The sequence below is a fragment of the Achromobacter sp. SIMBA_011 genome, from assembly GCF_046535435.1.
Taxonomy (GTDB): domain Bacteria; phylum Pseudomonadota; class Gammaproteobacteria; order Burkholderiales; family Burkholderiaceae_B; genus Achromobacter; species Achromobacter dolens.
Genome location: NZ_JAWRWN010000001.1, coordinates 521,786 through 544,024, shown reverse-complemented (window position 1 = coordinate 544,024; position 22,239 = coordinate 521,786). Strand labels below are relative to the sequence as shown.

Here is a 22,239-nt window from a genome sequence, read left to right as displayed (position 1 = left end):
TCAGCCCTTCGCCGACGGACGTACGAGGAACTGCTTGCCTCGGGCCAGTACTTTGTGCCCGATGAACCGCCACCAGGATGATCTGGCGCCGTGCAGGCGCAACGCGGTCATGATCTCCCGATTTTGCTTGATGATATTGCCGATACTCTTATTAGTGGTGCCACCCAGCCGCATCCTGATCATGACCCGGGGAACATACACGGCGTTCACCCGATGGACCTCGATGAATCGCATCATCAGTTCGAAATCAGCCGCAATGCGGAAGTCCAGATTGAACCCCCCCAGCTTCTCGTAGACCTCGCGCCGGACAAAGAACGTAGGATGCGGCGGCACCCAGCCGCGGCCGAACGCGCCCGGCACGAAATCGGAAGACTTCCAATAGCGAACGATTTTGTCCTGCTGTTCCTGGCTCACATACAGCAGGTCGCCATAACAGGCTTGCACGCGTTCATCGGCAAATACTTTGGCCACATCCTCGAGCACGGCCGGATCGACATAGAAATCATCAGCATTCAGGAAACCAATGACGTCTCCGGTGGCGAATTTCAAGCCCTTGTTCATTGCGTCGTAGATGCCGCGGTCGCGCTCCGACACCAATTTACCAACGCGTCTCCCGCGCGCTTTCACAATATCCAGCGTGTTGTCGCGCGAACCGCCATCAATCACGACATGTTCTACGTCAGGATAGGTCTGATCATTGACGGAATCCAACGTATCACCGATCGTCGTAGCGCCGTTGAATACGACGGTAATTATGCTTATTTTCATTTTTTCAATCTCGGACTGCCGCAGCGTTCAACCAAACCGGCAAAATCATTCGCGAACTGTTTCACCCGCACAAATGCCTGTGTCCGCGCTTCCTTCACGCGCTCCTCGCGCTCCGCGCGGGTCAGCGGCTTGAAAGACAGCAGCGCGCGGGCAAGGGACTGCGGATCATAACGGTCGAAATAGGTGGCGCCGGTACCCACCTGCTCTTTATGCACGTCCAGGTCGGATAGCACCATCGGCGCGCCGAGCGACCGAGCCTCCTCCACCGTCGTGCTCCAACCCTCGAACAAGGAGGCATTCAACAGGGCCGAACCGGCACGCATCAACCCCAGCAGATCATGATAGGAAATCAGGCCGAGCACACGAAACTCATCAGCGAGGCCCAGTTCATCAAGCCGTTTCATGAAGTTCGGAAAATGATTGGCATCACGCGTATCCAACTGCCGACCGGACGCCGCAACCACGACGTGATGGCCCTGTGCCTTCAGTAGCGCCAGTGCATCCAGCACCAGATTGTGGTTCTTGTGCTTCCAGAACTGGTTCGGCATGAAAAAGAAATGCTCGGGCAACCCGTACTTGTCGGCAACGGCGCGCGCCTCTTCGTAACCCAGGTCCGCGCCCGGAGGGACGGCGAAATGCACCGTATGGATACGGCCCCTGGTGGACGGATAGAACTTCTCGCAGGCCTGCCGCGCATCCTCACTGCTCACCATGATGTCGCGTCCGCCCCATATCTGGGCCAGCGAGCCAATTTCACGCTTCCACCACGCCCCGCGGGAGAACAATTGCGGCAGGTACTTGTGCTGGAAGTCAGGCATCCAGGCGACAGCCGGCACCTTCAAGCGCCAGCCAAAGAAATGCGCCACCTCGAAAACCATATTGATACGGTGCTCGAGCAGCAATTTCTCCCAGGCAAAATCCTTGCCCAAGATGATGGACTGCGCCACCGACCGAGGCCGGCGACCCGCGTTGAGCAGCGCGGTCCTGACCACGGTCACGCACGGAATCGTTTCAAACGCGGCCACATCCTCCGTTTTTACGGCGCTGTCCACAAACAACACCGGCTCAACCCGGTCGCTGGCGTAGGTATCTATCGCATGCAAAAGGTTGAGAAGATAGTTGTGGCCTCCGGTCCAATTCTTGCCACCCACCAATGTGAAAGCTACACGCATCAGGAACGCGCCTCTGTCTGACTACGATACCAATCGACATACTCGGCGAGCCCTTGCTCCAGGTCGATCTGCCATTTGAATCCGGTTGCGGTGAGCTTGGCGCCATCCGCCACCAAACTGAAGGGATCGCCTGAGCGCGACCGGCCGGAAAAACTCACCGACGCGTCCTGGCCTCCACCGCGCACCCATTGCGCGATAACCCTCCGCGCAATTTCGCGCACCGGCGTCGCCAATGCCGTGCCAAGGTTATATACGGGCACGTTGACGGCGGGAGCCTCCATCAAATGATCCAGTGCGCGCGCCACGTCACGCACGCTGGTCCAATCGCGCAGCTCTTCTCCCGTGCCTCCCAATTGCACAGCATCCGCGCCGTCGGCCAGCTTGCTGCACAAGTCCCAAAGCAACTGCTTTTGCAAGCCCGGACCATAGACGGAAAACAACCGCGCTACGGCGACCGTCTGGCCATAGCTGGCAGCGTAGGAGCGGCACAACTCTTCCATCAGCATCTTGTGATAGCCGTACGGCGAAAATGGCGTCAGCGAGGCTGCTTCGTCGATCAGGCCTTCATGGCCGGCGCCATAGACCGCCGCGCTGGATATCACCACCAGAGCGCATGCCGGCGCGTCCAGTCTGAGCCATTCCAGCAATTCCACCGTCGAGGTGACCGTGCGGAAGAAATCCTCGCGCGGATTGGCCACCGCCGCGCCCACGGACGATCCCCCGGCCAGATGGAAAACAACATCCGGCGTACCGAAATCCCGTTGCAACAGCCGCAAGGCGTTCAGGGTGATGTCGCTGTTCATCCAACGAGAAACACCCCACCGCGCGGCGCCGCTTTCGGGCCACGTCCCGTGACCAAGGCCGCAGACGGCATGCCCTTTGGCCGCCAATTCATGTGCCAGGTGTTTGCCGATGAACCCGTGGGCGCCTGTAATCAATATGCGCTTCATGTTCTGTTCCGATCAAACTTCCATCTAGGGTTGAGGTTCCAGCTGGCGAACCACGCAAGCGGGATTTCCGGCCACCACGCTGTAGGGAGGCACGTCTTTGGTGACAACACTGCCAGCGCCGACCACGGCCCCTTCGCCAATGGTGACTCCCTTCAGAATGCTCACGCCGAAACCGATCCAGACACGCCTTTCAATATGCACCGGACGAATTGCCACGTGCTCCCAGTTCTTTCGATGTTGGCGCCATTCCAGGACATCCTGGCTGCGTTCCGGCCAATGGATCGAATGCGAGTTGTGATCGACAATCGTCACGCCCCAGGAAATGACAACGTCATCATCGAGGCGAATATCGGAATGGCAGACCAGCAGACTGGCGCCGATAAAGCAGCGGTCACCGATCGTCACCTTGCCATTTGGGCTGTCGAACGCGATGCGGCAATGGATCAGAGAATCCTCGCCAATCCTGATACGACCGCTCCGGGCGCTACGCAAGCCCCACCACCGGACTTGGCTACGTTCGCCCAATTCGATGTTCAGCAACGGCCGCATGAACAGCGACATCATCGCATTGACGACACTACGCAATACACGCATCACAACGCCTCCACAATGTTCTTGAAATCCCGCCACTGGGAGGCCTTGCTGTAGATCGTCGACACCGATTCATGCCCCGCCGCAGCCATGCGGTGAAGTGCCTCGGGTTTCGCAAGGATGTCCTGAGCCAAGCGCACCGCGTCGTCGCCATCACGGTAAGTCAACATATTCACGCCGTCCTGCATTCCTTGCGGATAGCGGCCGGCATCACTCAACATCAAGGCTCCGCACCCCATCGCCTCAAAGCAGCGCATGTTGCCGCGATCCTCGCCCGCCATATCCACGGCGCCATTAAGGACGATCTTCGCCCTGGACAACTGCTGGTACAGATCCAGACCGAAAACGGGGGCGTCGCTCATCCGGCGGATTGCGCGTGGCCTTCTGTGCTTGCCCAGCGGCAACAGGTGCCCCCACGGCGCTTCCGCGAGCTTCGTCAGCCTCGACCGGTCGAGATGGAAGCGGATCTGGAATCGATCAGAGAGCTCCGCCACTTTCTCAAGCACCTCGGCGCGGCGCCGATGATGCCGGCTGTAGCCGCCGACGAAGAGAATATCGATCGGCCGATCTGTGTTGGAGGCGTAGCGGTCCATGACGGGATCGTGCGCCGGCGCGAAAAAGGCCGCCTTCCAGCCGCGATCCCGATAGGACTGCAGGATCGCGGGGAAATTGCAGACGATGCGGTCGTAAGCGCCGAAGTCGCCCCCCGCTGAAGGCGCCGCTCGCCACGCAATCGAGTGCTTCACGCACCCCGGCAAACGGCGGATGAATTCGCTGCCGTATCGCATGGGGTCCATGTTGTAGAAGATCTCGGTGCGGTGATGCTCAATCTGGGCCAGGAGGATGGCGCCAAGGTCGGCATCGGCGGACATGCCCTGTTCGGCCGCCCACATCTTCTGCAGCTGCTCATCGTCACCATTGGTGAGAAACGCCGACTCGTCGCCTGTCAGCGTCGGCAGCAGGAAATGACTGGCGTTGAAGCGGTCGGCCAGAAAAGCGGCGCGGCAGGCGTTGAAAGAGGTCAAGCCGCGCGTCAGCCGATGCAGCCGCGTGAAGTAGGCCCGGTAAACACCGGAATTCTGAAACAACCTCATGAAAGACTCCCAGAAGGCGGTTCATTGGCCGATCCGCCTTCGCTCGCGGCGCGGGGTCGCTTGCGTATTACCGCCCCTTCCATCATGCAGACAAACGGAACGGCCAGAATGAGTCCGCCAGTAATCATGGCCGTCTGCAAGGAGGTGCTCAGCGCCGTGAATATGCCGTAGTGCGCCAGCGCCAACCCCGCCACGGTCGAAATGGATTTGCCGCGCCGTGCAATCAGGGTGATATCGACATAGCGAGTCACGAACCCGGCAATGAAGCCCATCGCGATGATCCCTCCCCAGGCGAACTCCGCCCATGCATCGCCCGCGAACATGACCGTGGTCGTCGACCCGAGCACACCGCGGTGGACTTCACCCACAAGCCAGAAGGTGGGCAGGTCTGCACGCGCATTCATCAGCCAGCTCAGACCGCTCAATTTGGCGCCCCAGGTGTGATCCAGCACGTAGGGAATCGCCGAGAAATACTCAAGCAGGCTTTCATTGACGATCATGAACAGGCGATAGAACAGGAAGTCGGCGACAGACATCAGGCTCTGCAACTCGGGAATCGCAATGGTCACCATCACCGCGAACAGCACCACGGCCATGGCAGTCAGAAACAGCATGCGCAAGCCGGTAAATTGCAACGAGCGCAAGGCGTAGCGCACCACCAGCAACTGCAGCACGAAAATCGCCGGCGGCGCCTTGCTCAACGACGACGCCTTTGCCAACATCACAAGCCCAAGAAACACTGCCGCCAACACCAGCAGGGACTTACGCGGCCGAGATACTACCAAGGCGAAGAGTTCAAAGGCGAGAAACGTCAGGAAAGTCGACAGCGCCAGGTTGTAGAGGTAAAAATCGCTCCCCCCGGCCTCCCTGCGCATCTCGATCTTGGCGAACTCCCCCAGGCTGGAGGTGAAATACTCGTAACTCTTTCCGAGTTGATTGTCATGCACTGCAAAAGGCACGAGTACCAGGACGATGCACAGTGCCGCCAGACTCACGGTTCGGCGGCTGGCCCGGGAGGAAATGGCGACTCCGCTCGCACTCCAAGCGTTCAGAGCGCTTCGTAGCGCCCGCGGAGAGGACTTCATGGCCCAGTCGGCGCAACTGATCCCCAAGGCAACGAAGGTAAACGTCAGCACCATCGCGATGTCGATCGTCCCGATCACGTCAGCACGAGGCGCGGATGACAGGATCGTCCAGAAGAACTCGGTTTCCGGCCCCCACACCCGGGTGTAGTAGAGATATGCCGGCCCGTGCAACAGATACATCAGACTGAACAGCACCGAGGAGGCCGTCAAATTGATGCCCACGACCTTATAGGCGTAAACGCCCGCGAAGACGTAGAACACCATCATGAGCACGGTGGAAAGGTCAGCCACGGCCGCCTCTCGCAAGTGCGCGTAGCCGCCGCAGTCCGCTGTTGACGCGGGTGACCATCGTAAACAGGCGTTGCTGGTTGGGATATGCCGTGTGCGCCACCGGTGGCGCATCGATCAGCGCCTCTAGTTCAGCAGGCTGGAGATTCAGCTTCTTGGCCACGAAACGGACATCCCGCCGTGCCTGCTCGGGCGTCAGGACCGGCTTCTCCAGTTCTTCCAACGCCGCCTCGCGCGTCATCTGACCCGATACGATGAGGCTTGACAGATGCAGGCGCCGCTTGTCGAAGTTGAATTTGCGCGGCAGATAAATGTCCTGGTAGAACTTGGTGAAGCGCGATTCGCTGTGTTTGCTGCCGTAGTCTCGCCAACCGTACTGCTGACGCAGCAATTCCTGAGCCCGATCCTTGTGATAATCGATGTAGTTCAACGGACGGTGCACCGTCAGTTGCTTGCGGATGCGGGTTAGCCACAGGAACTCGACAAAACGCATGACGGGATACGTTTCCAACGCCTGCGTGCCGAACTTGCGATGCACCGCGCGCAGATGCACGTCATCGCTGTAGGGAAAACCGAATCCCGGGGGCACCACGCTTTCCGTAGAGTAGTTCACGCCGCTCAGAAAGTGGCGCATATCGAACTTCTGTGCGGTCCGATACAGCGTCGTAAAGAACACGTGGTCCTGGGGAATGTCCTGATTCAACACTGATGCCTTGAGAAAGGCGACCTGCAGGTCGCGCATCTCCGGCCACTCCACCACATAAGTATGCAGGTCGATATCCAGTGCGCGCACAAGCGACTCGATATTTCGCACGGCCGGCTCCGAATTCCATCCGCCGTCCACGTGCACAGCGAGGACACGCAAGCCCAGTTCCCGCACCGCCAGGTGAGCCAGATATGCGCTGTCGATGCCACCACTCAGGCCGATCATGACGTCGTACGGCTTGCCTTTGCCGGCGGCCCGCAGAGTATCGACCATGGCCTGCATGCGCTTGGCACCCGACGCATCCGGCCACCATTCATGGGAACGGCGCTGCAATGCGCTGCTGCAGCAATTGCATTGTCCCGCCGCATCGAAGAGGATGGCCGGATTGCTGCTGTCCATGACGCAGAAGGAGCATACGCGATATGCCTTATTGTCTTCGGGCTTCATGCATACTCCCGCGAAAGCTGGTCGATTTCGGCTCTGCCGGGATACGTCACCAGTACAGCGCGCAGCCTGCCAATAAAGGAGAACGTACTGCCCGATGCGGCCGCCGACGCACCCGCCGCCAATGCCTGACCCAAGTGGGCCAATTCCCCAGCGCCTCCCAAAGCGACCAGGGGGATATCAAGACGGTGCGAAATATCATGGATCAGGTCCAGATCCATGCCCTGGCGCGAGCCGTCGTTATCCACCGACTGCAGGATGATTTCGCCAGCGCCGGCCCGTTGCAAAGCCAAGCAATGCTCGAGGGGCGTGACGGCACGGGGCTGGCGCCCCGAGTTGCTGACGCATTGCGCGCCGTCCAGCCCCGCCACCACGTCGACACAGCCTACGATAGCCTGGGAGCCCAGCGCGCCGCTGGCTTGCGCTATAAAATCAAGGTCGTAGCCACTAGTGCCGAAGACGAACTTCTCCACGCCCAGCCGATTTAGCTGCTCGCAGTGTGCCATCGTAGCGATGCCTCCGCCATACGACAACGGCATGAAGCACTCGCTGGCGAGCTCACGCAGAAAACCGAAGTCCGGCGTCCTGCCGTCCGTAGTCGCGTCAATATCGAGGACGCAGATTTCGTCCACTTCCTTCTCGTTGAAGAGCCGGATCACATTGAACGGGTCCCCGATATAGGTACGCTCACCAAAGCGTACCGTTTTTACCAGGCGGCGCCGGCGGTCGAGCAGCATGACGGGTATCAGGCGTTTCCTCATTGGCTCACCTTCATCGCCCAGTTCTGCAGCAAGCGCATACCGAAGCGGTGGCTCTTTTCGGGATGGAATTGCACACCGCTGATATTGCCGTGCTCGACCGCGCAGCACAGCACATTCTCGTAGTCGATGACGGCAGCCACGTCAGCCGGGTTGTCGCAAACCATGTGATAACCATGATCAAAGTAGAAGCGCTCTGTCTCCTCGACCGGCGGAAACAGCGAGCTGGGTGAAGCCAGGCGAATATCCGCCCAGCCGATATGCGGCACTTTCAGACGCGACTGAGGCGTGACTTCGATACGGCGGACGTCCGCATCGATCCAGCCCAGCCCCGGCAACACGCCCTCGTCACTGCGTCGCGCCAGCAACTGCATACCCAGGCACACGCCGATGACAGGCGTTCGCTTGACCAGCACCGCCTGATTCAGCGAAGTCACGAGGTTGCGTTCGTTTAACGTGGACATGGCTTTGTCAAACGCGCCGATACCCGGAAGCACCAGGCGCTGAGCGTTGACGATCGTATCGGCGTCACCACTCGCCTGAGCATCGATGCCCAGGTAGTCGAACATGTTCAACAGCGCGCCAATATTGCCCACACCGTAATCAACCACAGTGATCATCGGAGACTTTCCTTATCGAATTAATTTCGTCTCAAGCCTGTCGCAACGACGACTTCAGCGCCGCCAGGATCACCCGGCCCGCGCCACTCAAACTCGTCAGGGCGATCGACGTGAAGGCAATCGACGCGGCAATGACCGGATAGAGCAAAATGACTGCCCACCAACTCAACACGAGCCCCCTGCCGGCATAGGCCAATCCCAGGGCGATCGCGACACCGGCCAGCATGGGCATGCCGGTGCAGGCGATCAACGTCGACCAGCCAATTTGCGGGAATAGATCCCGGCGCACCCAGGCCATCGCGATAATGACGCGAACCACGCTGGCGGCCAGCAACCCCACACCCGCGGCAATCGGCCCCAACCACCAGAGCAGCGCCACAGACGCGCCCACCGTCAGCAGCGAATATATCCACGCCAACCTCGCGACCAGCGCGTTCAGGTTCAAGCCCATGGCGCAATACGTGAATACATTGGAGCCGCAACCAAAAACACCGCCCAGAATCAGCACCTGCAGCAGGAATGCGCCCCCGACCGCCGCCTCGGAGCCCGCCCAAATTCGCAGCACCCCATCGGCCAGCGGCACAATGGGACCCAGCACCGCCACGCTCAGCGTTCCAACCAACCACGACGCTTTGACGAAGAAGCGTTGACGCGACTCGAGGGACTCGCCAGAAGTCGCGCCAAAATAGGGAAACAACACTTCCGTGAGTTTGATGACGCCAATGTAAACAGCCTCCTCGAGACGCTTGGCGGTGCTGTACTGACCCACCACGGAAGCGGGCACCATGGCTGCCAGGACGTAGCGATCGACCTGATTGCTGGCGACGCCCGCCAACTGCGCGGCCGACTGCCACTTGCCGAAATGCAGCAATGGCCCCAGCGCCTGTCGGTCCAGATGCCATGCTGGCAGCCACTTGCTGCGATTGCTGGTAGCGATCCAGCACAGCCACGTCAAAACCCAGGAAAGCGAAAACCCCGCCATGTAACCGGTGGCTGTGGGCGCTAGGTAGGTCATTCCAAGCGTGGCGGCGACCGTCACCAGCGCGGCAATTGCGGCAACCCGGGCCATGCGTGCGAAATCCTGGAAGGCGGCGCAGCCCCCCTGATTCAACAACGTCGCTTGCTGTCCAGCCCAACCGGCGGCAGCCCAGAAAAACAATGGCCAGCCTGCACTGGCGGAATAATCGTTGCCGCCAATGGCGCCGAGCAACCACGGCCCAAGTCCGACAATCAACGCGGCGCCCGCGCCACACACGAGCAGGCACAGGACGCGCGCGGTCTCTTGCGCGCGTTTGGCGCCATCATGGTCGCTCTGGCCGATACGGGCAGACATCTCACGCGTCATCGCCTGCGCCAACGCCGTGCCCGCCACGGTAAGGGGTGCGGTCAATGCAATGACGAGACTGGCTACCCCGAACGCGTCAAGGCCGACCCAGCGCACCACCAGAGGAACGGTGATGAACTGGGCAAGCAACGTGCATGCGAAGGCAAGCAGATTGCGGCTGGACGCGCCCGCAAGCCCCAACCTCCGCGGCTCGCGCGCCTCGACATGCGCCATGAGCTAGCGTCCGAAGCTGGCGACCGCATCGACCACGGCGTCGATATGTTCCTGGGTCATCTCAGGAAAGATCGGCAACGACAGGATGCGCGACTGGTTATGGTGCGCATTGGGGAATTGTTCCGGCGTATGGTTGAAATGCTCATAGGCAGGCAGGAACGGCAGCGCGATGGGATAGTTGATAACCGTCTGGATGCCACGCTGCGCCAGATGCGCGGCCAGTTGGTCACGCGCTTCGTGGCGAATCACATACAGGTGATAGACGTGCGTGCGGCCGGCGGCAACCGTCGGCACCGTGACCCCGGAGATCGCCGAAAGGCGACGATCGTACTCCGCCGCGATCTCCTGGCGCCGGCGGGTCCAGGCCGCCAGGTGCGGCAGTTTGACCGACAAGATGGCGGCTTGCAGTCCGTCAAGGCGGCTGTTGATGCCTTCCATGCGGTGGTCGCCCTTCTTCAACCCGCCATGACGCGCGAACATTGCCATGCGTCTGGCCAGTTCCGTATCAGGCGTCGTCACCGCGCCCGCGTCGCCCATCGCACCCAGGTTCTTGCCGGGATAGAACGAAAACGACGCGGCATTTCCGAACGTGCCGACTTGCTTACCCTTGAACTGCGCCAGATGGGCTTGTGCGCAGTCTTCCAGCACCCATAGCTTGTGACGCTTGGCAATCGCCACGATCGCTTCGATATCCGCGGGCTGTCCATAAAGGTGGACGGGAATGATCCCAACCGTGCGCGGCGTAATCTTTGCCTCGATCTGGGCCGCATCTATAGTGAAAGTGTCCTTGTCCGTATCGCAGAACACGACCTTGGCACCCGTCTGGCTCACCGTTTCGGATGTCGAGATCCACGTGTGTGCCGGCACAATGACTTCGTCGCCCGGCTTCACGCCCAGGGCATGCATCGCGATGTACAGCGAATCCGTACCATTGGCGCACGAGACGCATTCGGCCGCCTCGAACAGCGTGGCAAATTCCTTTTCGAACTTGTCAACAAACGGGCCTCTGATGAAGGCCGATGTGCGGATGACCTCAGCGATTGCTGCATCGATATCGCTCTTGATCGATAGGTATTGGGAGTGCAGGTCGGCGAATGGAACGTTCATGGCGATTTTGCGGTCTAGGACAAGAAATTCGTTATTGGGGGCAACGGTTCGCGGCATCTCGACCGGGGCTTGCGGGATCGTGTCGCCAGCGATCGCGACCCGCCGCCCGGGCATTTGCCACGAACATCGTGGCTCAAGTACGGGGCCGAAGCAGCCTCGCCGGATTGCCGGCATATGCGCCGGGGGCAGTTATATTGCGCGTGACGACAGCGCCGGCGCCGATCACGACGTCGTCGCATATCTCCACCGGCATGATGGTCGCGTTCGAACCGATGGAAACGCGATCACCGATGCGCGTGCTGCGCCACAACTCTTTGCGACCACGGGCCGGGCCGCCTGTGGAAAACGTGTCATTCACGAACATGACGCCGTGCCCGATAAAGCAATCGGCGCCTATCGTCACCAGTTCGCAGATGAATGCATGCGACTGCACCCTCGTCCGGTCGCCAATGCGGACATCTTTCTGAATTTCCACAAATGGGCCGACAAAGCAACCGTCGCCGATGTCGCAGCCATAAATATTGGCTGGCTGCACGACTTTAACCCCGACGCCGAACTTGACGTCGCGGATCGCGCATTCAAGCAGCTGTGGCTGGTTGTCACTCACTGCGCATCCCCAGGCGGCACCGCTTGGGCGTGAAACGCAACGCGACTTCGCGACCAGTCTCGATGGACTCATAGAGCGCGGTGATCAGCTCGACGCTACGACGACCCTCAAGCCCGTCCACCAGTTGCTGCTTGCCGCTTTCCAGGCAATCCAACACGTGCTCGTAGTAAGCCTGGTGCCCGAATCCGTATACGTTGGGCGGATTGACAGAGTACTTTTCGAGGACTTCTCCGTCATCGGCTTGGGGCTCCGTGAACGACCAGGTCTTCATCTGGTTGACGGCAAAGCCGCCGATTTCCACGGTGCCACGCTCGCCCAGCACCGAGATCGAGCCTTCCAGGTCCTTCGGGCGCGCCGCGGTCGTGGCCTCGATGCAGCCCATGGCGCCGTTGCGGAACTTCAGGATGGCCAACGCGGTGTCTTCCGTTTCCACATCGACCAGCGCGGTGGTGCTCTTGGCAAACACCGATTCCACATCGCCCATCATCCATTCCAGCAAGTCCACGTGATGGCTGGCCTGATTGGTCAGCACGCCACCGTCCAGCGCCCACGTGCCGCGCCAGGAATCCTGATCGTAATAGGCCTGCGTACGGCACCAGCGGACACGAACCGTCCCCATTACAAGCTTGCCAAAGCGCTTCTGCTCGATCGCCTCGCGCAACTTGACCACAGGAACGTTGAAGCGATTCTGCTTGACCACGAACAACCGACAACCGTACTGATCGCAAGCGGCGATCATCGCATCGGCATCATCCAGCGTCAGCGCCATCGGCTTCTCGACCACGATGTGCCTGCCATACGGAGCCAGGCGGACCACGTGGTCCTTGTGCATGCCGCTGGGCGTCAGCACCGACACGACATCGGGCGAAGCCTTCGCCATCATTTCGTCCATATCGGTGAACCAGGCCACGCCGTATTTTTCACCAAAGCTGCGCGCCCGCGCCTCGTCGGTATCGCAAACCGCGACCAGTTGCGCGCCGCCCACCACGCCGCTGAGCAACTCGGCATGCCGTTTGGCGATTCGTCCGCAGCCAACCAAAGCAAACTTGTACATAGCTATTCCGTGATTGAGTGGATTACTCGTGATAGTTCATGGCAGTGAAGCCATGCTGCTTGACCAGTTCGTCGCGCTGCGCCAGACGCAGATCTTCGCTGGCCATCTCGGCCACCAACTGCTCGAAAGTGATCTTCGGCGTCCAGCCCAATTTTTCGCGAGCCTTGGTGGGATCGCCCAGCAGCGTTTCGACTTCGGTCGGCCGGAAGTAGCGCGGATCGACCGCGACAATCACCTTGCCTTCTTCATTGCGCCCTTTCTCATCGACGCCCTCGCCTTCCCAGGTGATCTTCATGCCAAGTTCCTTCGCGGCGGCATCGACGAAATCACGCACACTGAACTGCACGCCGGTGGCAATGACAAAATCCTCCGGCTGGTCCTGCTGCAGCATCATCCACTGCATCTCGACGTAATCCTTGGCATGGCCCCAATCGCGCTTGGCGTCGAGGTTGCCCAGATACAGGCATTCTTGCAGGCCAAGCTTGATGCGCGCCAGCGCACGTGTGATCTTGCGGGTGACGAAGGTCTCGCCGCGCACCGGGCTTTCGTGGTTGAACAGGATTCCGTTGCAAGCGTAAATGCCATAGGCCTCGCGGTAATTCACCGTGATCCAGTAGGCGTAGAGCTTGGCCACGGCATACGGGCTGCGCGGGTAGAACGGGGTGGATTCCTTCTGCGGAATTTCCTGCACCAGGCCGTAAAGCTCCGAGGTCGACGCCTGGTAGAAGCGGGTCTTCTTGTCCATCCCCAGAATGCGGATCGCCTCGAGGATACGCAACGCGCCCAGGCCGTCCGAATTGGCGGTGTACTCGGGCTCTTCGAAACTGACGGCCACGTGGCTTTGCGCGGCCAGGTTATAGATCTCGTCGGGCTCGACCTGCTGGATGATCCGCACCAGGCTGGAACTGTCGGTCAGGTCACCGTGATGGAGAATGAACCGGCGCTCGCTCTCGTGCGGATCCTGATACAGGTGATCGATACGATCCGTATTGAACAAGCTGGTGCGGCGTTTGATGCCGTGAACGATATAGCCTTTGTTCAGCAGGAACTCTGCCAGATAGGAACCGTCTTGGCCCGTCACGCCAGTAATCAGGGCAACCTTCTTTTTTGCTTTGGTTTCCATGGTATGGATCCTGCTCAAGTGTATTTTTTTGAAAAATCGGAATAGGCAATGGCCAGCCCGTCCTCGAGGCTGACTGTTGCTTGCCAACCGAGCGAATTAATGCGCGAACTATCCATCAGCTTTCGGGGAGTGCCGTCGGGCTTGCTCGCATCGAAGGTGATCGCGCCCCCGAAGCCGACCACTTTCGCGATGGTCTCCGCCAACTCCCGGATGGTCGTGTCGTGGCCCGTGCCCACATTGATGTGGCTCAGCATGGGCTGCGTGTGCTGCTGGTAGACCTGTTGCTCGAGGTTCATGACATGAACGGAGGCAGCCGCCATATCGTCCACATACAGGAACTCGCGCCGCGGCGTACCGCTGCCCCAGACCGAGACGCTCTCGAGCTTGTTGAGCTTGGCTTCGTGGAAGCGGCGCAGCAACGCCGGAATCACGTGTGAATTCTCGGGGTGGTAGTTATCGCCCACACCATACAGATTTGTCGGCATCACACTGCGGTAATCAACGCCATGGCTGGCGCCATACTGGCGGGTGTAGCTCTCGCACAGTTTGATGCCGGCGATCTTGGCTACGGCATAGGGCTCGTTCGTCGCCTCCAGGGTGCCTGTCAGCAACGCGTCCTCGCGCATGGGCTGCGGCGCCAGCCGCGGGTATATGCAACTGGACCCAAGGAACAAGAGCTTACGCACGCCATTGCGAAAAGCGGCGTCGATAATATTGCCCTGGATCATCAGGTTGTCATAGATGAACTCGGCCGGGTAAGTATTGTTGGCATGGATTCCGCCTACCTTCGCGGCCGCAAGGTAGACCTGCTGCGGCTGCTCCTGGCGAAAAAACTCACGCACGGCATTCTGGTCCTTCAGATCCAGCTCCGCGTGCGAGCGCGTAACGATCAGATCCTCTGGATGCCCCAGGGCCAGCAGCTTGCGAACAATCGCCGACCCCACCATGCCGCGGTGGCCAGCGACGTAAATCTTGTCTTCAACGCCCATAATTGTCTTCCAAACGCACGATATCGTCTTCGCCCAGGTAGCCGCCCGATTGCACCTCGATGATCTCGAGCTCCGTCTTGCCGGGGTTCTTCAATCTATGGACCTCACCGATCGGAATATAGGTGGACTGGTTCTCGCACAGCAGGAAGGTGTCGCTTCCACGCGTAACCTCGGCGGTTCCCTTGACGACGATCCAGTGCTCCGCCCTATGATGGTGTTTTTGCAGCGAAAGCGAAGCGCCTGGCTTTACGCCAATACGCTTGACCTGGAACCGTTCGCCGATATCGATGCTGTCATACCATCCCCACGGGCGCGCGACCTTGCGGTGCATAATCGCTTGCGCACATTGGGAATCGGCCAGGCGAGAGACCACGTCCTTGACCTGCTCGGCATTGTCCCGATGCGAAACCAGCACGGCATCTGGTGTATCGATGATAAGGAGGTCCTCCGTGCCCAACGCCACGACCGGGCGATGCGGCGCGTGGATGAAGGTAGAACGGGCCTGATGGGCATACCCCTGCCCGTGCACGCGGTTGCCCTCACTGTCGCCCTGCTCGAGATCGGCAACGGCATTCCAGCTGCCCACGTCGCTCCATTGTCCGTTAAACGGCACAACCACCACGTCGTCATGCGGTTCCATGACGGCATAGTCGATACTCTGCGAACGGCATGCGCTGAAACTCGCACTTTCCGGACGGACAAAGCGATGGCCGCTGGGAGACGTCTCTTCAGGCGCATTCTGCATCGCGGCGCGGCAAGCCGCCAGGATGTCCGGCGCGTGCCGCTCCAGTGCTGCGATCAGGCTGCTGGCCAGGCAAAGGAAAATACCCGCGTTCCAGAGGACATCCCCCTGCAGCAGCAGTTCCTGGGCCCTGGCCGCCTCGGGTTTCTCGATGAAACGCCGCACCTGGCTGCCGCCGTCGACGCGCTTGGCGCCATATTGGATATAGCCATAGGCGGTGCTAGGAAAAGTCGGCACCACACCGAACGTGACGATCGAGCCGGTACGAGCGGCCGGCACGCCCTGCTCAATAGTGGCGGCGAAGGACGCGACGTCCGGAATGTGGTGATCGGCGGGGCAGAACAAAAGCAATCCATCGCCAGTCCGCAACTGAAACAGCGCGGCCAGTGCCATGGCGCCCGCCGTATTGCGCGCCGCCGGTTCCAGAATCACCGTGCCTGGCATGTTCGCTGCCTGGAAAACGTCAGTCACCATGAAGCGATGTTCGTCGGCGGCAACCGCCACGGCGGCCGGCGCCAGACGCGAGAGACGCTCGAGAGTCAGTTGCAGAAGACTCTTGTCGCCAATCAGCGGCACAAACTGCTTCGGATAGCTTTTGCGCGACAACGGCCACAAGCGGGTGCCGGAGCCGCCGCAGAGCACGATTGGAGTGATCATCTCAGTCATTTCCAAACAAATCCCGAGTAAAGACCTTTGCCTCGACGTCATTCAATTCCGGAGCCTTCCGGTTTGCAATAATGACGTCGGATTCGTGCTTGAACCGAGCCAGGTCATTCACCACTCGCGAGTGGTAGAACTCCGACTGCTGCAATACTGGCTCGAAAACGATAACCTCCACACCCTTGGCTTTGATGCGCTTCATGACTCCCTGGATCGAGGACGAACGGAAGTTATCCGAGCCGGCTTTCATGATCAGACGATAAATGCCGACGACCTTGGGATTCCGGGCCAGGATGGATTCGGCGATGAAGTCCTTGCGAGTGGTATTGGAGTCAACGATGGCACGGATGAGGTTCTGAGGCACATCTCGGTAATTGGCCAATAATTGCTTGGTGTCCTTGGGCAAGCAATAGCCACCGTAGCCGAAAGATGGATTGTTGTACTGATTTCCGATGCGCGGGTCCAGGCCAACACCCTCGATTATCTGCCGCGAGTCCAATCCATGCGTTTCCGCATAGGTGTCGAGCTCGTTGAAATACGCGACTCGCATGGCCAGATAGGTATTCGAAAACAGCTTTACCGCTTCCGCCTCGGTGGAATCCGTGAACAGTACCGGAACGTCCTTCTTCAGGGCGCCTTCCTGCAGCAATTCGGCAAATACACGGGCACGCTCACTACGTTCGCCAACAATGATTCGCGAAGGGTAGAGGTTATCGTGCAGCGCCTTTCCCTCCCGCAAGAACTCAGGCGAGAAAAGCACGTTTCTACAGGCAAGGTCTTTGCCGATCTTGCGGGTAAATCCGACGGGAACTGTGGATTTGATCACCATCACGGCGTCAGGATTGAGCGCCATGACGTCACGGATCACGCTTTCAACGGTGCTGGTATTGAAATAGTTCGTGCCGGGATCGTAATCGGTGGGGGTGGCAATAACGACATAAGAAGCCCCTTCGTAAGCCTCTTTTTTATCCAGGGTGGCACGAAGCCGCAGTTGTCGGTTCTTGAGATAGTCCTCGATCTCCGGGTCGGCAATCGGGCTCTTCCCAGAGTTGATCATCGCAACCTTTTCAGGCACGACATCCAACGCCACGACATCGTGGTGCTGCGCAAACAATATCGCATTGGACAGGCCCACATAGCCCGTTCCAGCAATGGCAATCTTCAATTAGTAGCCCCTTCGGCTTCAGACGACTCGGCCTGGAGCGCTTCGATTTCCACCCGCAAGGCCTCGTACTCAGCGACTTTTCGGCGCAGGAAGCGAGCTGTCAGCTTGGATTTCGCGGCGATACCAGCGGGCGTGAGCAGATACATGTAGCCCAGTTTGTTCTGGCTATGGCCAAAGTTCTGTATTTTTATCCATCCCTTTTTCGCCAGCTCCTGCAAGCAATAATTGATGCTGCCGAGGCTGATGCCCAGCTCGTTCGCAAGCTTGCGCTGATTGATGTCGGGAGTCTCCTGGAGACGCCGCATGACCCAGTAATGGATATCTTCCTGAAATTCGTCACGTCGACTGGACATATTTCATCACCGAAACGAGCGAAGCTCTCGACCAACGCACCCAATGTAGGATGCATGCGGGAGACGTGCAGGAGGAATTGGCCCTTCGACCCTCTGTTCAGAAGGCGAACGGATTGTGCCACGAACGGCAGGGGGAATGGCACGATTTTTTTAGGTGACGGGTCGCTTTAATGCAACGAGCGAATGCTTGCGTAAGCGGCGATTGCAGAAATGGCGCTCTACTGGTAGAGAACGCTAAGTTATACTGCGGCCTCTCGACTTCTTGCCAGTTGGCCTGCGGGGCGCAGCTCCGGCCCGCTCCGTCCCGTGAAAGACTACCGTCCCGATATCGATGGCCTGCGAGCCCTGGCCGTTCTTCCCGTCGTATTTTTTCACGCCGACCTCCCGCACTTCACCGGCGGCTTTGTCGGCGTCGACATTTTTTTTGTCATATCAGGTTACCTGATCACGCGGGTCCTGTTGCAAGACAAGGCGGCCGGCAAATACTCGCTGCGGCATTTCTACGTCCGCAGAGTGCGCCGGATTTTTCCCGCCTTGCTGGTCACCGTGCTGGCGACCCTGGTTGCCGGGTTCTTCCTGCTGCTGCCGGCGGAACTCGGTGAGGCGGCGCGCGCGGCACAGTACTTGTCTTACTTTTTTTCAAATCACCTGTTCTGGCAGACGCAGAATGATTATTGGCAGCAAAACATGCTGTCGAATCAACCACTTCTGCACACGTGGTCCCTGGCAGTCGAAGAGCAGTTCTACGTCGTCATTCCGGCGCTGCTGGCGCTTTGGTTCTGGACCCGCCAGCGCCCGGTGGCCGGATTTGGGCTATCCATCGCCATTGGCCTGCTCGCCCTGACCAGCTTCGCCGCGAACCTGACGGCAATGCAGCATGATACGGCGGCGGCGTTTTATGTCCTGCCAACCCGTGCCTGGGAGCTGCTGCTCGGATCGTTGCTCGCCGCCCGCGTTGTCGCCGGTGGCGGCGCCATACGCCATGCAGTTATCAGCCAACTGGCTGGCACTCTGGGCCTGGGACTGATCCTCTGGTCAATCCTGGTTTTCACCGCCCAAACGGCCTTCCCCGGGGTCAACGCCCTGCTGCCGAGTGTCGGCGCGCTGTTGATCATCTGGGCCGGCGGCTCCAGACATCCAAGCTGGGTTAACCGCATCCTGAGCCTGCGACCGCTCGTGTGGATCGGCCTGATTTCCTATTCGCTCTATTTGTGGCACTGGCCGGTACTGGTACTGGTACGATCCACCGGCTGGCACGCGCGCGGCCTGGTCACCCCGCCAATGTGGCTATTGCTGCCCGTGATAGTGGGCTTGGCCTGGCTTTCCTGGCGCTATATCGAACGACCTTTTCGCGGCCGGCGGCTCGACAATACGCGTGAATGGAAGGTCCTGGCCTGGGCGGTGGTGGCGTTGGCGGCTTGCTACGCCCTCGGCCTGCTGGCCCAGCGCATCGCGGCCAATAACGCTGCCATCAAACAACCGCTGCCCGCAGCAATCATTCAACTCGACGCGGAAATAGCCAAGCCGCCAGGCACCCGCTGCGAAGGCGATCCGTCGCTCGAACACATCCGGGCGGGCAAAGTGGGATGTGCGCTGGGCGCGGATGCCGACGCACGGCACCCCCCCGCTTTTGCGTTACTGGGCGACTCCCACGCTCGCATGTGGGTAGACGGTGCGGATCAGCTCGCCAGGCAAAGCGGGTTATCCGGACTTGCATACGTCTATTCCAGCTGCGTGCCACTCGCCGATGTCGAGCCGCCGACCCGCCCGGAATGCCTGCGCATATCGCAAGCGCTGATCGATCGACTCGCCGCCTCCGATATTCCCCGCATCATCATCGCCGGCTACTGGATTGACGCGGCGGAGACCATCAAGGTCCTACAGGGCTCGCCGCAGTCGTCAGGACACACCTTGTTCTATACCGGGTTGGACCGAACTCTCCAGCGACTGAGCCGGCCCGGCCGCCAGATCTATGTTGTCCGCGACATTCCGGAATTGACCACAGACCGCATGCCCTATGAAAAAGCGCTGGAAAGCCTGCGTCGCAACGGGCAGGCGACCTATGGGCTGACTCTCGCCCAACATCGGCAACGCCAGGCGCCCGTAGATGCGGATATTGACGCATTGCAGCAAAAGTACGGATTCGTAGTGCTGGACCCTGCCCAAGCGCTCTGCTCGGAGCATGGTTGCATGGTGGCGGACCAAGGTCGCACCCTGTATCGCGACAAGCACCATATGACCGATGCGACCTCGGTACGCCTACGCAATATCCTGACGCCGGCCATCCCCCCCGGATCGTGAGCGCCAGCCACGGAAAAGGAGAAGTTGTTTCCCGCGGCGTTTTGGAGCGAGAATGAAGCCATAACGCCGACAAGGAGACAACCATGCGCATAGCCGATGCCCAGTGGATTCCTTCAACCCAGCACCAGACTTGGGATGCATTGACCGATCCGGCGGTGCTGCAACGTTGCATCCCCGGTTGCGTCAACGTCACGCAGCGTAGCCCCACCGAGTACGCCGTCACGCTGCGAGCCAAGATCGCCGGGCTGGACACTGACTACGAGGGCGAGATCCTGCTTTCGGACGTCGATCCCCCCAACAGTTGCACCCTGGTGTTCGAAGGCAAGGGCCGCGCCGCCTGCCTCGCTATCGGCACCGCCCAGGTCAATCTGTCGACCAAGGACCAGGGCACTCGGATCGCGTACACGGTGGCCGGGATGACTGGCGGCAAGCTCGCCGAATGCGGCGAAGGGCTGGTGCTGAAGGCAGGCGAGAAAATCATCGAGAAGTTCTTTACCGCCTTCATCGATCACATGGCAGCCCAGCCGCGGCTGGCGCCGCCCCCGCCGCCGCCCGAGCCCGAACCGCGCGGCCTGTCCAACTCCCGCTGGTCCTGGGCGCTGGTCGTGCTGGTGATCGCCGTGTTCTGGAGCTACCACGCGTTCTATAAGTAAAGACCCCGGGGCGCCGGTGATATCCTAGGCGGCATGACCGCCCCGCTCCCCCCAACGCCCGCTTCGGAGCCCGCCCACTCCCGCCGCGACCTGCTGATGGGCATGGCCGGGGTGGCCGCCACCGTCGTGCTGGCGGCCTTCGACTCAACCATCATCAGCACCACCTTGCCACGCGTGGCCGAGGCCCTGAACGGCATGGCCCTGTATGCCTGGGTCGGCACGGGCTACCTGCTTGCCACCGCCGCATCCATCATGATCTTCGGCCGCCTGGGCGACATGTTCGGCCGCAAGCCGCTGATGCTGGTTTCCGTGCTGATCATCGCGCTGGGTTCGATCGCCTGCGGCTTGTCCCAGACCATGGGGCAACTGATCCTCTTTCGTACATTACAAGGCATCGGCGGCGGCATGATGATCGCCACTGCCTTCGCGGCCCCGGCCGACCTGTTCCCGGATGCCAAACAACGGGTGAAGTGGATGGCGCTGGTCTCGGCCGCTTTTGCCATGGCGAGCGGCATCGGCCCGGTGCTCGGCGGCGCCGCTACCCAGGCGCTGGGCTGGCGCGCCGCATTTTTCATTTCGCCCATCGCGGCCGCGGTCGCCCTGTTCCTGCTGGCCAAGTATTTCCCGCGCATTAAGCCGGTGCACACAGGGGAACGGCGCATCGACTGGATTGGTGCCATCCTGTTGGTGCTGGCTGTGGGCGCGCCGCTCGCGGCGCTGGAGCTGGGCTTCGCCCGGGGCGAGCATGCGCATCCGATCATGGGCTTGGCGCTGGCAGTAATCGGCGTCGGCGCCATCGCCCTGCTGATCCCGATCGAGCGACGCGTCGCCTCGCCGATTTTTCCCCTGCGCGTGCTGGCCGGTCGCGAACCGCAGCTGCTGAACCTGGCCGCCATGACCGTCGGCGCCGTGATGTTCGTGCTGATCTTCTACAGCCCCCTGCTGTTGCAGCAGGTGCTGGGCTATACCCCGAGCGAGGCTGGCCTGCTGCTGACCCCGCTGGTGGCCGCGATCTCGGTGGGCAGCATCATCAATGGCCGCCTGTTTCCCCGGCAGACGGAACCGCAGCGCCTGATGGTGTTCGGCGCCGGCCTGCTGGCGGTGGGCACGCTGATGGTGCTGCTGATTTCGCCGGGGACGTCGGCCTGGTGGATCCTGGCCGCGTTCTTCGTCAACGGCTGCGCGCTGGGCTTCCTGCTGCCCAACCTCACGCTGTTCATGCAGATGCTGAGCGAGCGCCGCGACGTGGGCGTGGCCTCCGCCCTGGTGCAGACCACCCGCGCCATCGGCAGCGCGCTGGGCACCGCGGTGGTGGGCATCCTGATCTCGCACGGCACGATACTAAACGGAGTGCGCACGGGGCTGGCGCTGTGTATCGTCCTGTGCCTGACCTGTGCGGTGCTCGCGCATCGGGTCAAGATGAAAAACCTGGTCACCACCCGGGCTTAATC

Annotated in this window: 21 protein-coding genes; 3 read left to right on the top strand and 18 right to left on the bottom strand. The window is 60.4% G+C overall.

Annotated elements, in window-relative coordinates; genetic code table 11:
* The 18 genes from SB816_RS02555 to SB816_RS02470 form a co-directional block, all read right to left on the bottom strand.
* Window positions 1-768 carry a glycosyltransferase family 2 protein gene (locus SB816_RS02555; RefSeq protein WP_144656045.1) on the bottom strand — a complete coding sequence of 256 codons (768 nt, stop codon included), beginning with the start codon at window positions 766-768 and terminating at the stop codon, window positions 1-3.
* Entirely contained in the window at window positions 765-1,940 is a 1,176-nt protein-coding gene (locus SB816_RS02550; protein WP_410546469.1) for a glycosyltransferase family 4 protein, read from the bottom strand. Before SB816_RS02550 ends, SB816_RS02555 begins: the two co-directional genes overlap by 4 nt.
* Window positions 1,940-2,890, bottom strand: a complete 951-nt coding sequence (locus SB816_RS02545; RefSeq protein WP_175143601.1) for an NAD-dependent epimerase/dehydratase family protein — start codon at window positions 2,888-2,890, stop codon at window positions 1,940-1,942. Before SB816_RS02545 ends, SB816_RS02550 begins: the two co-directional genes overlap by 1 nt.
* 24 nt (window positions 2,891-2,914) lie before the next feature.
* The gene (locus SB816_RS02540) at window positions 2,915-3,484 is read right to left on the bottom strand and encodes an acyltransferase (RefSeq protein ID WP_144656060.1); all 570 of its coding nucleotides are present in this window, start codon (window positions 3,482-3,484) and stop codon (window positions 2,915-2,917) included.
* Window positions 3,484-4,575: a glycosyltransferase gene (locus SB816_RS02535; protein WP_410546468.1), complete on the bottom strand. Its 1,092-nt coding sequence runs from the start codon at window positions 4,573-4,575 to the stop codon at window positions 3,484-3,486. The genes SB816_RS02540 and SB816_RS02535 overlap by 1 nt, the downstream gene beginning before the upstream one ends.
* Window positions 4,572-5,951 (bottom strand): hypothetical protein, encoded by a 1,380-nt coding sequence (locus SB816_RS02530; RefSeq protein WP_410546467.1) that lies wholly within the window; start codon window positions 5,949-5,951, stop codon window positions 4,572-4,574. The genes SB816_RS02535 and SB816_RS02530 overlap by 4 nt, the downstream gene beginning before the upstream one ends.
* A complete protein-coding gene (locus SB816_RS02525) occupies window positions 5,944-7,101 on the bottom strand; it encodes an N-acetyl sugar amidotransferase (protein ID WP_144656072.1) in 1,158 nt (385 codons plus the stop codon). Before SB816_RS02525 ends, SB816_RS02530 begins: the two co-directional genes overlap by 8 nt.
* Window positions 7,098-7,835, bottom strand: a complete 738-nt coding sequence (locus SB816_RS02520; protein ID WP_205760197.1) for a HisA/HisF-related TIM barrel protein — start codon at window positions 7,833-7,835, stop codon at window positions 7,098-7,100. Before SB816_RS02520 ends, SB816_RS02525 begins: the two co-directional genes overlap by 4 nt.
* Window positions 7,836-7,855: 20 nt before the next feature.
* A complete protein-coding gene (hisH, locus tag SB816_RS02515) occupies window positions 7,856-8,476 on the bottom strand; it encodes an imidazole glycerol phosphate synthase subunit HisH (protein ID WP_144656079.1) in 621 nt (206 codons plus the stop codon).
* A gap of 31 nt (window positions 8,477-8,507) precedes the next feature.
* Complete coding sequence (locus SB816_RS02510; protein WP_144656082.1) at window positions 8,508-10,034, bottom strand: lipopolysaccharide biosynthesis protein; 1,527 nt, start codon at window positions 10,032-10,034, stop codon at window positions 8,508-8,510.
* Between the two features lie 3 nt (window positions 10,035-10,037).
* Window positions 10,038-11,141: a DegT/DnrJ/EryC1/StrS family aminotransferase gene (locus SB816_RS02505; RefSeq protein ID WP_144656085.1), complete on the bottom strand. Its 1,104-nt coding sequence runs from the start codon at window positions 11,139-11,141 to the stop codon at window positions 10,038-10,040.
* A gap of 133 nt (window positions 11,142-11,274) precedes the next feature.
* A complete protein-coding gene (locus SB816_RS02500; RefSeq protein WP_205760198.1) occupies window positions 11,275-11,748 on the bottom strand; it encodes an acyltransferase in 474 nt (157 codons plus the stop codon).
* Window positions 11,741-12,802: a Gfo/Idh/MocA family protein gene (locus SB816_RS02495; protein ID WP_144656091.1), complete on the bottom strand. Its 1,062-nt coding sequence runs from the start codon at window positions 12,800-12,802 to the stop codon at window positions 11,741-11,743. Before SB816_RS02495 ends, SB816_RS02500 begins: the two co-directional genes overlap by 8 nt.
* A 22-nt stretch (window positions 12,803-12,824) precedes the next feature.
* Window positions 12,825-13,925 carry a GDP-mannose 4,6-dehydratase gene (gene gmd / locus SB816_RS02490; protein ID WP_144656094.1) on the bottom strand — a complete coding sequence of 367 codons (1,101 nt, stop codon included), beginning with the start codon at window positions 13,923-13,925 and terminating at the stop codon, window positions 12,825-12,827.
* A gap of 14 nt (window positions 13,926-13,939) precedes the next feature.
* Window positions 13,940-14,914: a GDP-L-fucose synthase family protein gene (locus tag SB816_RS02485; protein ID WP_144656097.1), complete on the bottom strand. Its 975-nt coding sequence runs from the start codon at window positions 14,912-14,914 to the stop codon at window positions 13,940-13,942.
* A complete protein-coding gene (locus SB816_RS02480) occupies window positions 14,904-16,313 on the bottom strand; it encodes a mannose-1-phosphate guanylyltransferase/mannose-6-phosphate isomerase (RefSeq protein WP_240806472.1) in 1,410 nt (469 codons plus the stop codon). The genes SB816_RS02485 and SB816_RS02480 overlap by 11 nt, the downstream gene beginning before the upstream one ends.
* Before the next feature lies 1 nt (window position 16,314).
* Window positions 16,315-17,481: a nucleotide sugar dehydrogenase gene (locus SB816_RS02475; protein ID WP_144656103.1), complete on the bottom strand. Its 1,167-nt coding sequence runs from the start codon at window positions 17,479-17,481 to the stop codon at window positions 16,315-16,317.
* Complete coding sequence (locus tag SB816_RS02470) at window positions 17,478-17,834, bottom strand: MarR family EPS-associated transcriptional regulator (RefSeq protein ID WP_144656106.1); 357 nt, start codon at window positions 17,832-17,834, stop codon at window positions 17,478-17,480. Before SB816_RS02470 ends, SB816_RS02475 begins: the two co-directional genes overlap by 4 nt.
* A 306-nt stretch (window positions 17,835-18,140) precedes the next feature.
* Between SB816_RS02470 and SB816_RS02465 the strand changes: the two genes are divergently transcribed.
* The 3 genes from SB816_RS02465 to SB816_RS02455 all read left to right on the top strand — a co-directional run bounded on the left by SB816_RS02465 (window position 18,141) and on the right by SB816_RS02455 (window position 22,237).
* The gene (locus tag SB816_RS02465) at window positions 18,141-20,135 is read left to right on the top strand and encodes an acyltransferase family protein (RefSeq protein ID WP_410546466.1); all 1,995 of its coding nucleotides are present in this window, start codon (window positions 18,141-18,143) and stop codon (window positions 20,133-20,135) included.
* Between the two features lie 83 nt (window positions 20,136-20,218).
* The gene (locus SB816_RS02460) at window positions 20,219-20,788 is read left to right on the top strand and encodes an SRPBCC family protein (RefSeq protein ID WP_054500281.1); all 570 of its coding nucleotides are present in this window, start codon (window positions 20,219-20,221) and stop codon (window positions 20,786-20,788) included.
* Between the two features lie 96 nt (window positions 20,789-20,884).
* On the top strand, window positions 20,885-22,237 hold the full coding sequence (locus SB816_RS02455; RefSeq protein WP_410546708.1) for an MFS transporter: 1,353 nt from the start codon (window positions 20,885-20,887) through the stop codon (window positions 22,235-22,237).
* The last annotated feature ends 2 nt before the right edge of the window (window positions 22,238-22,239 follow it).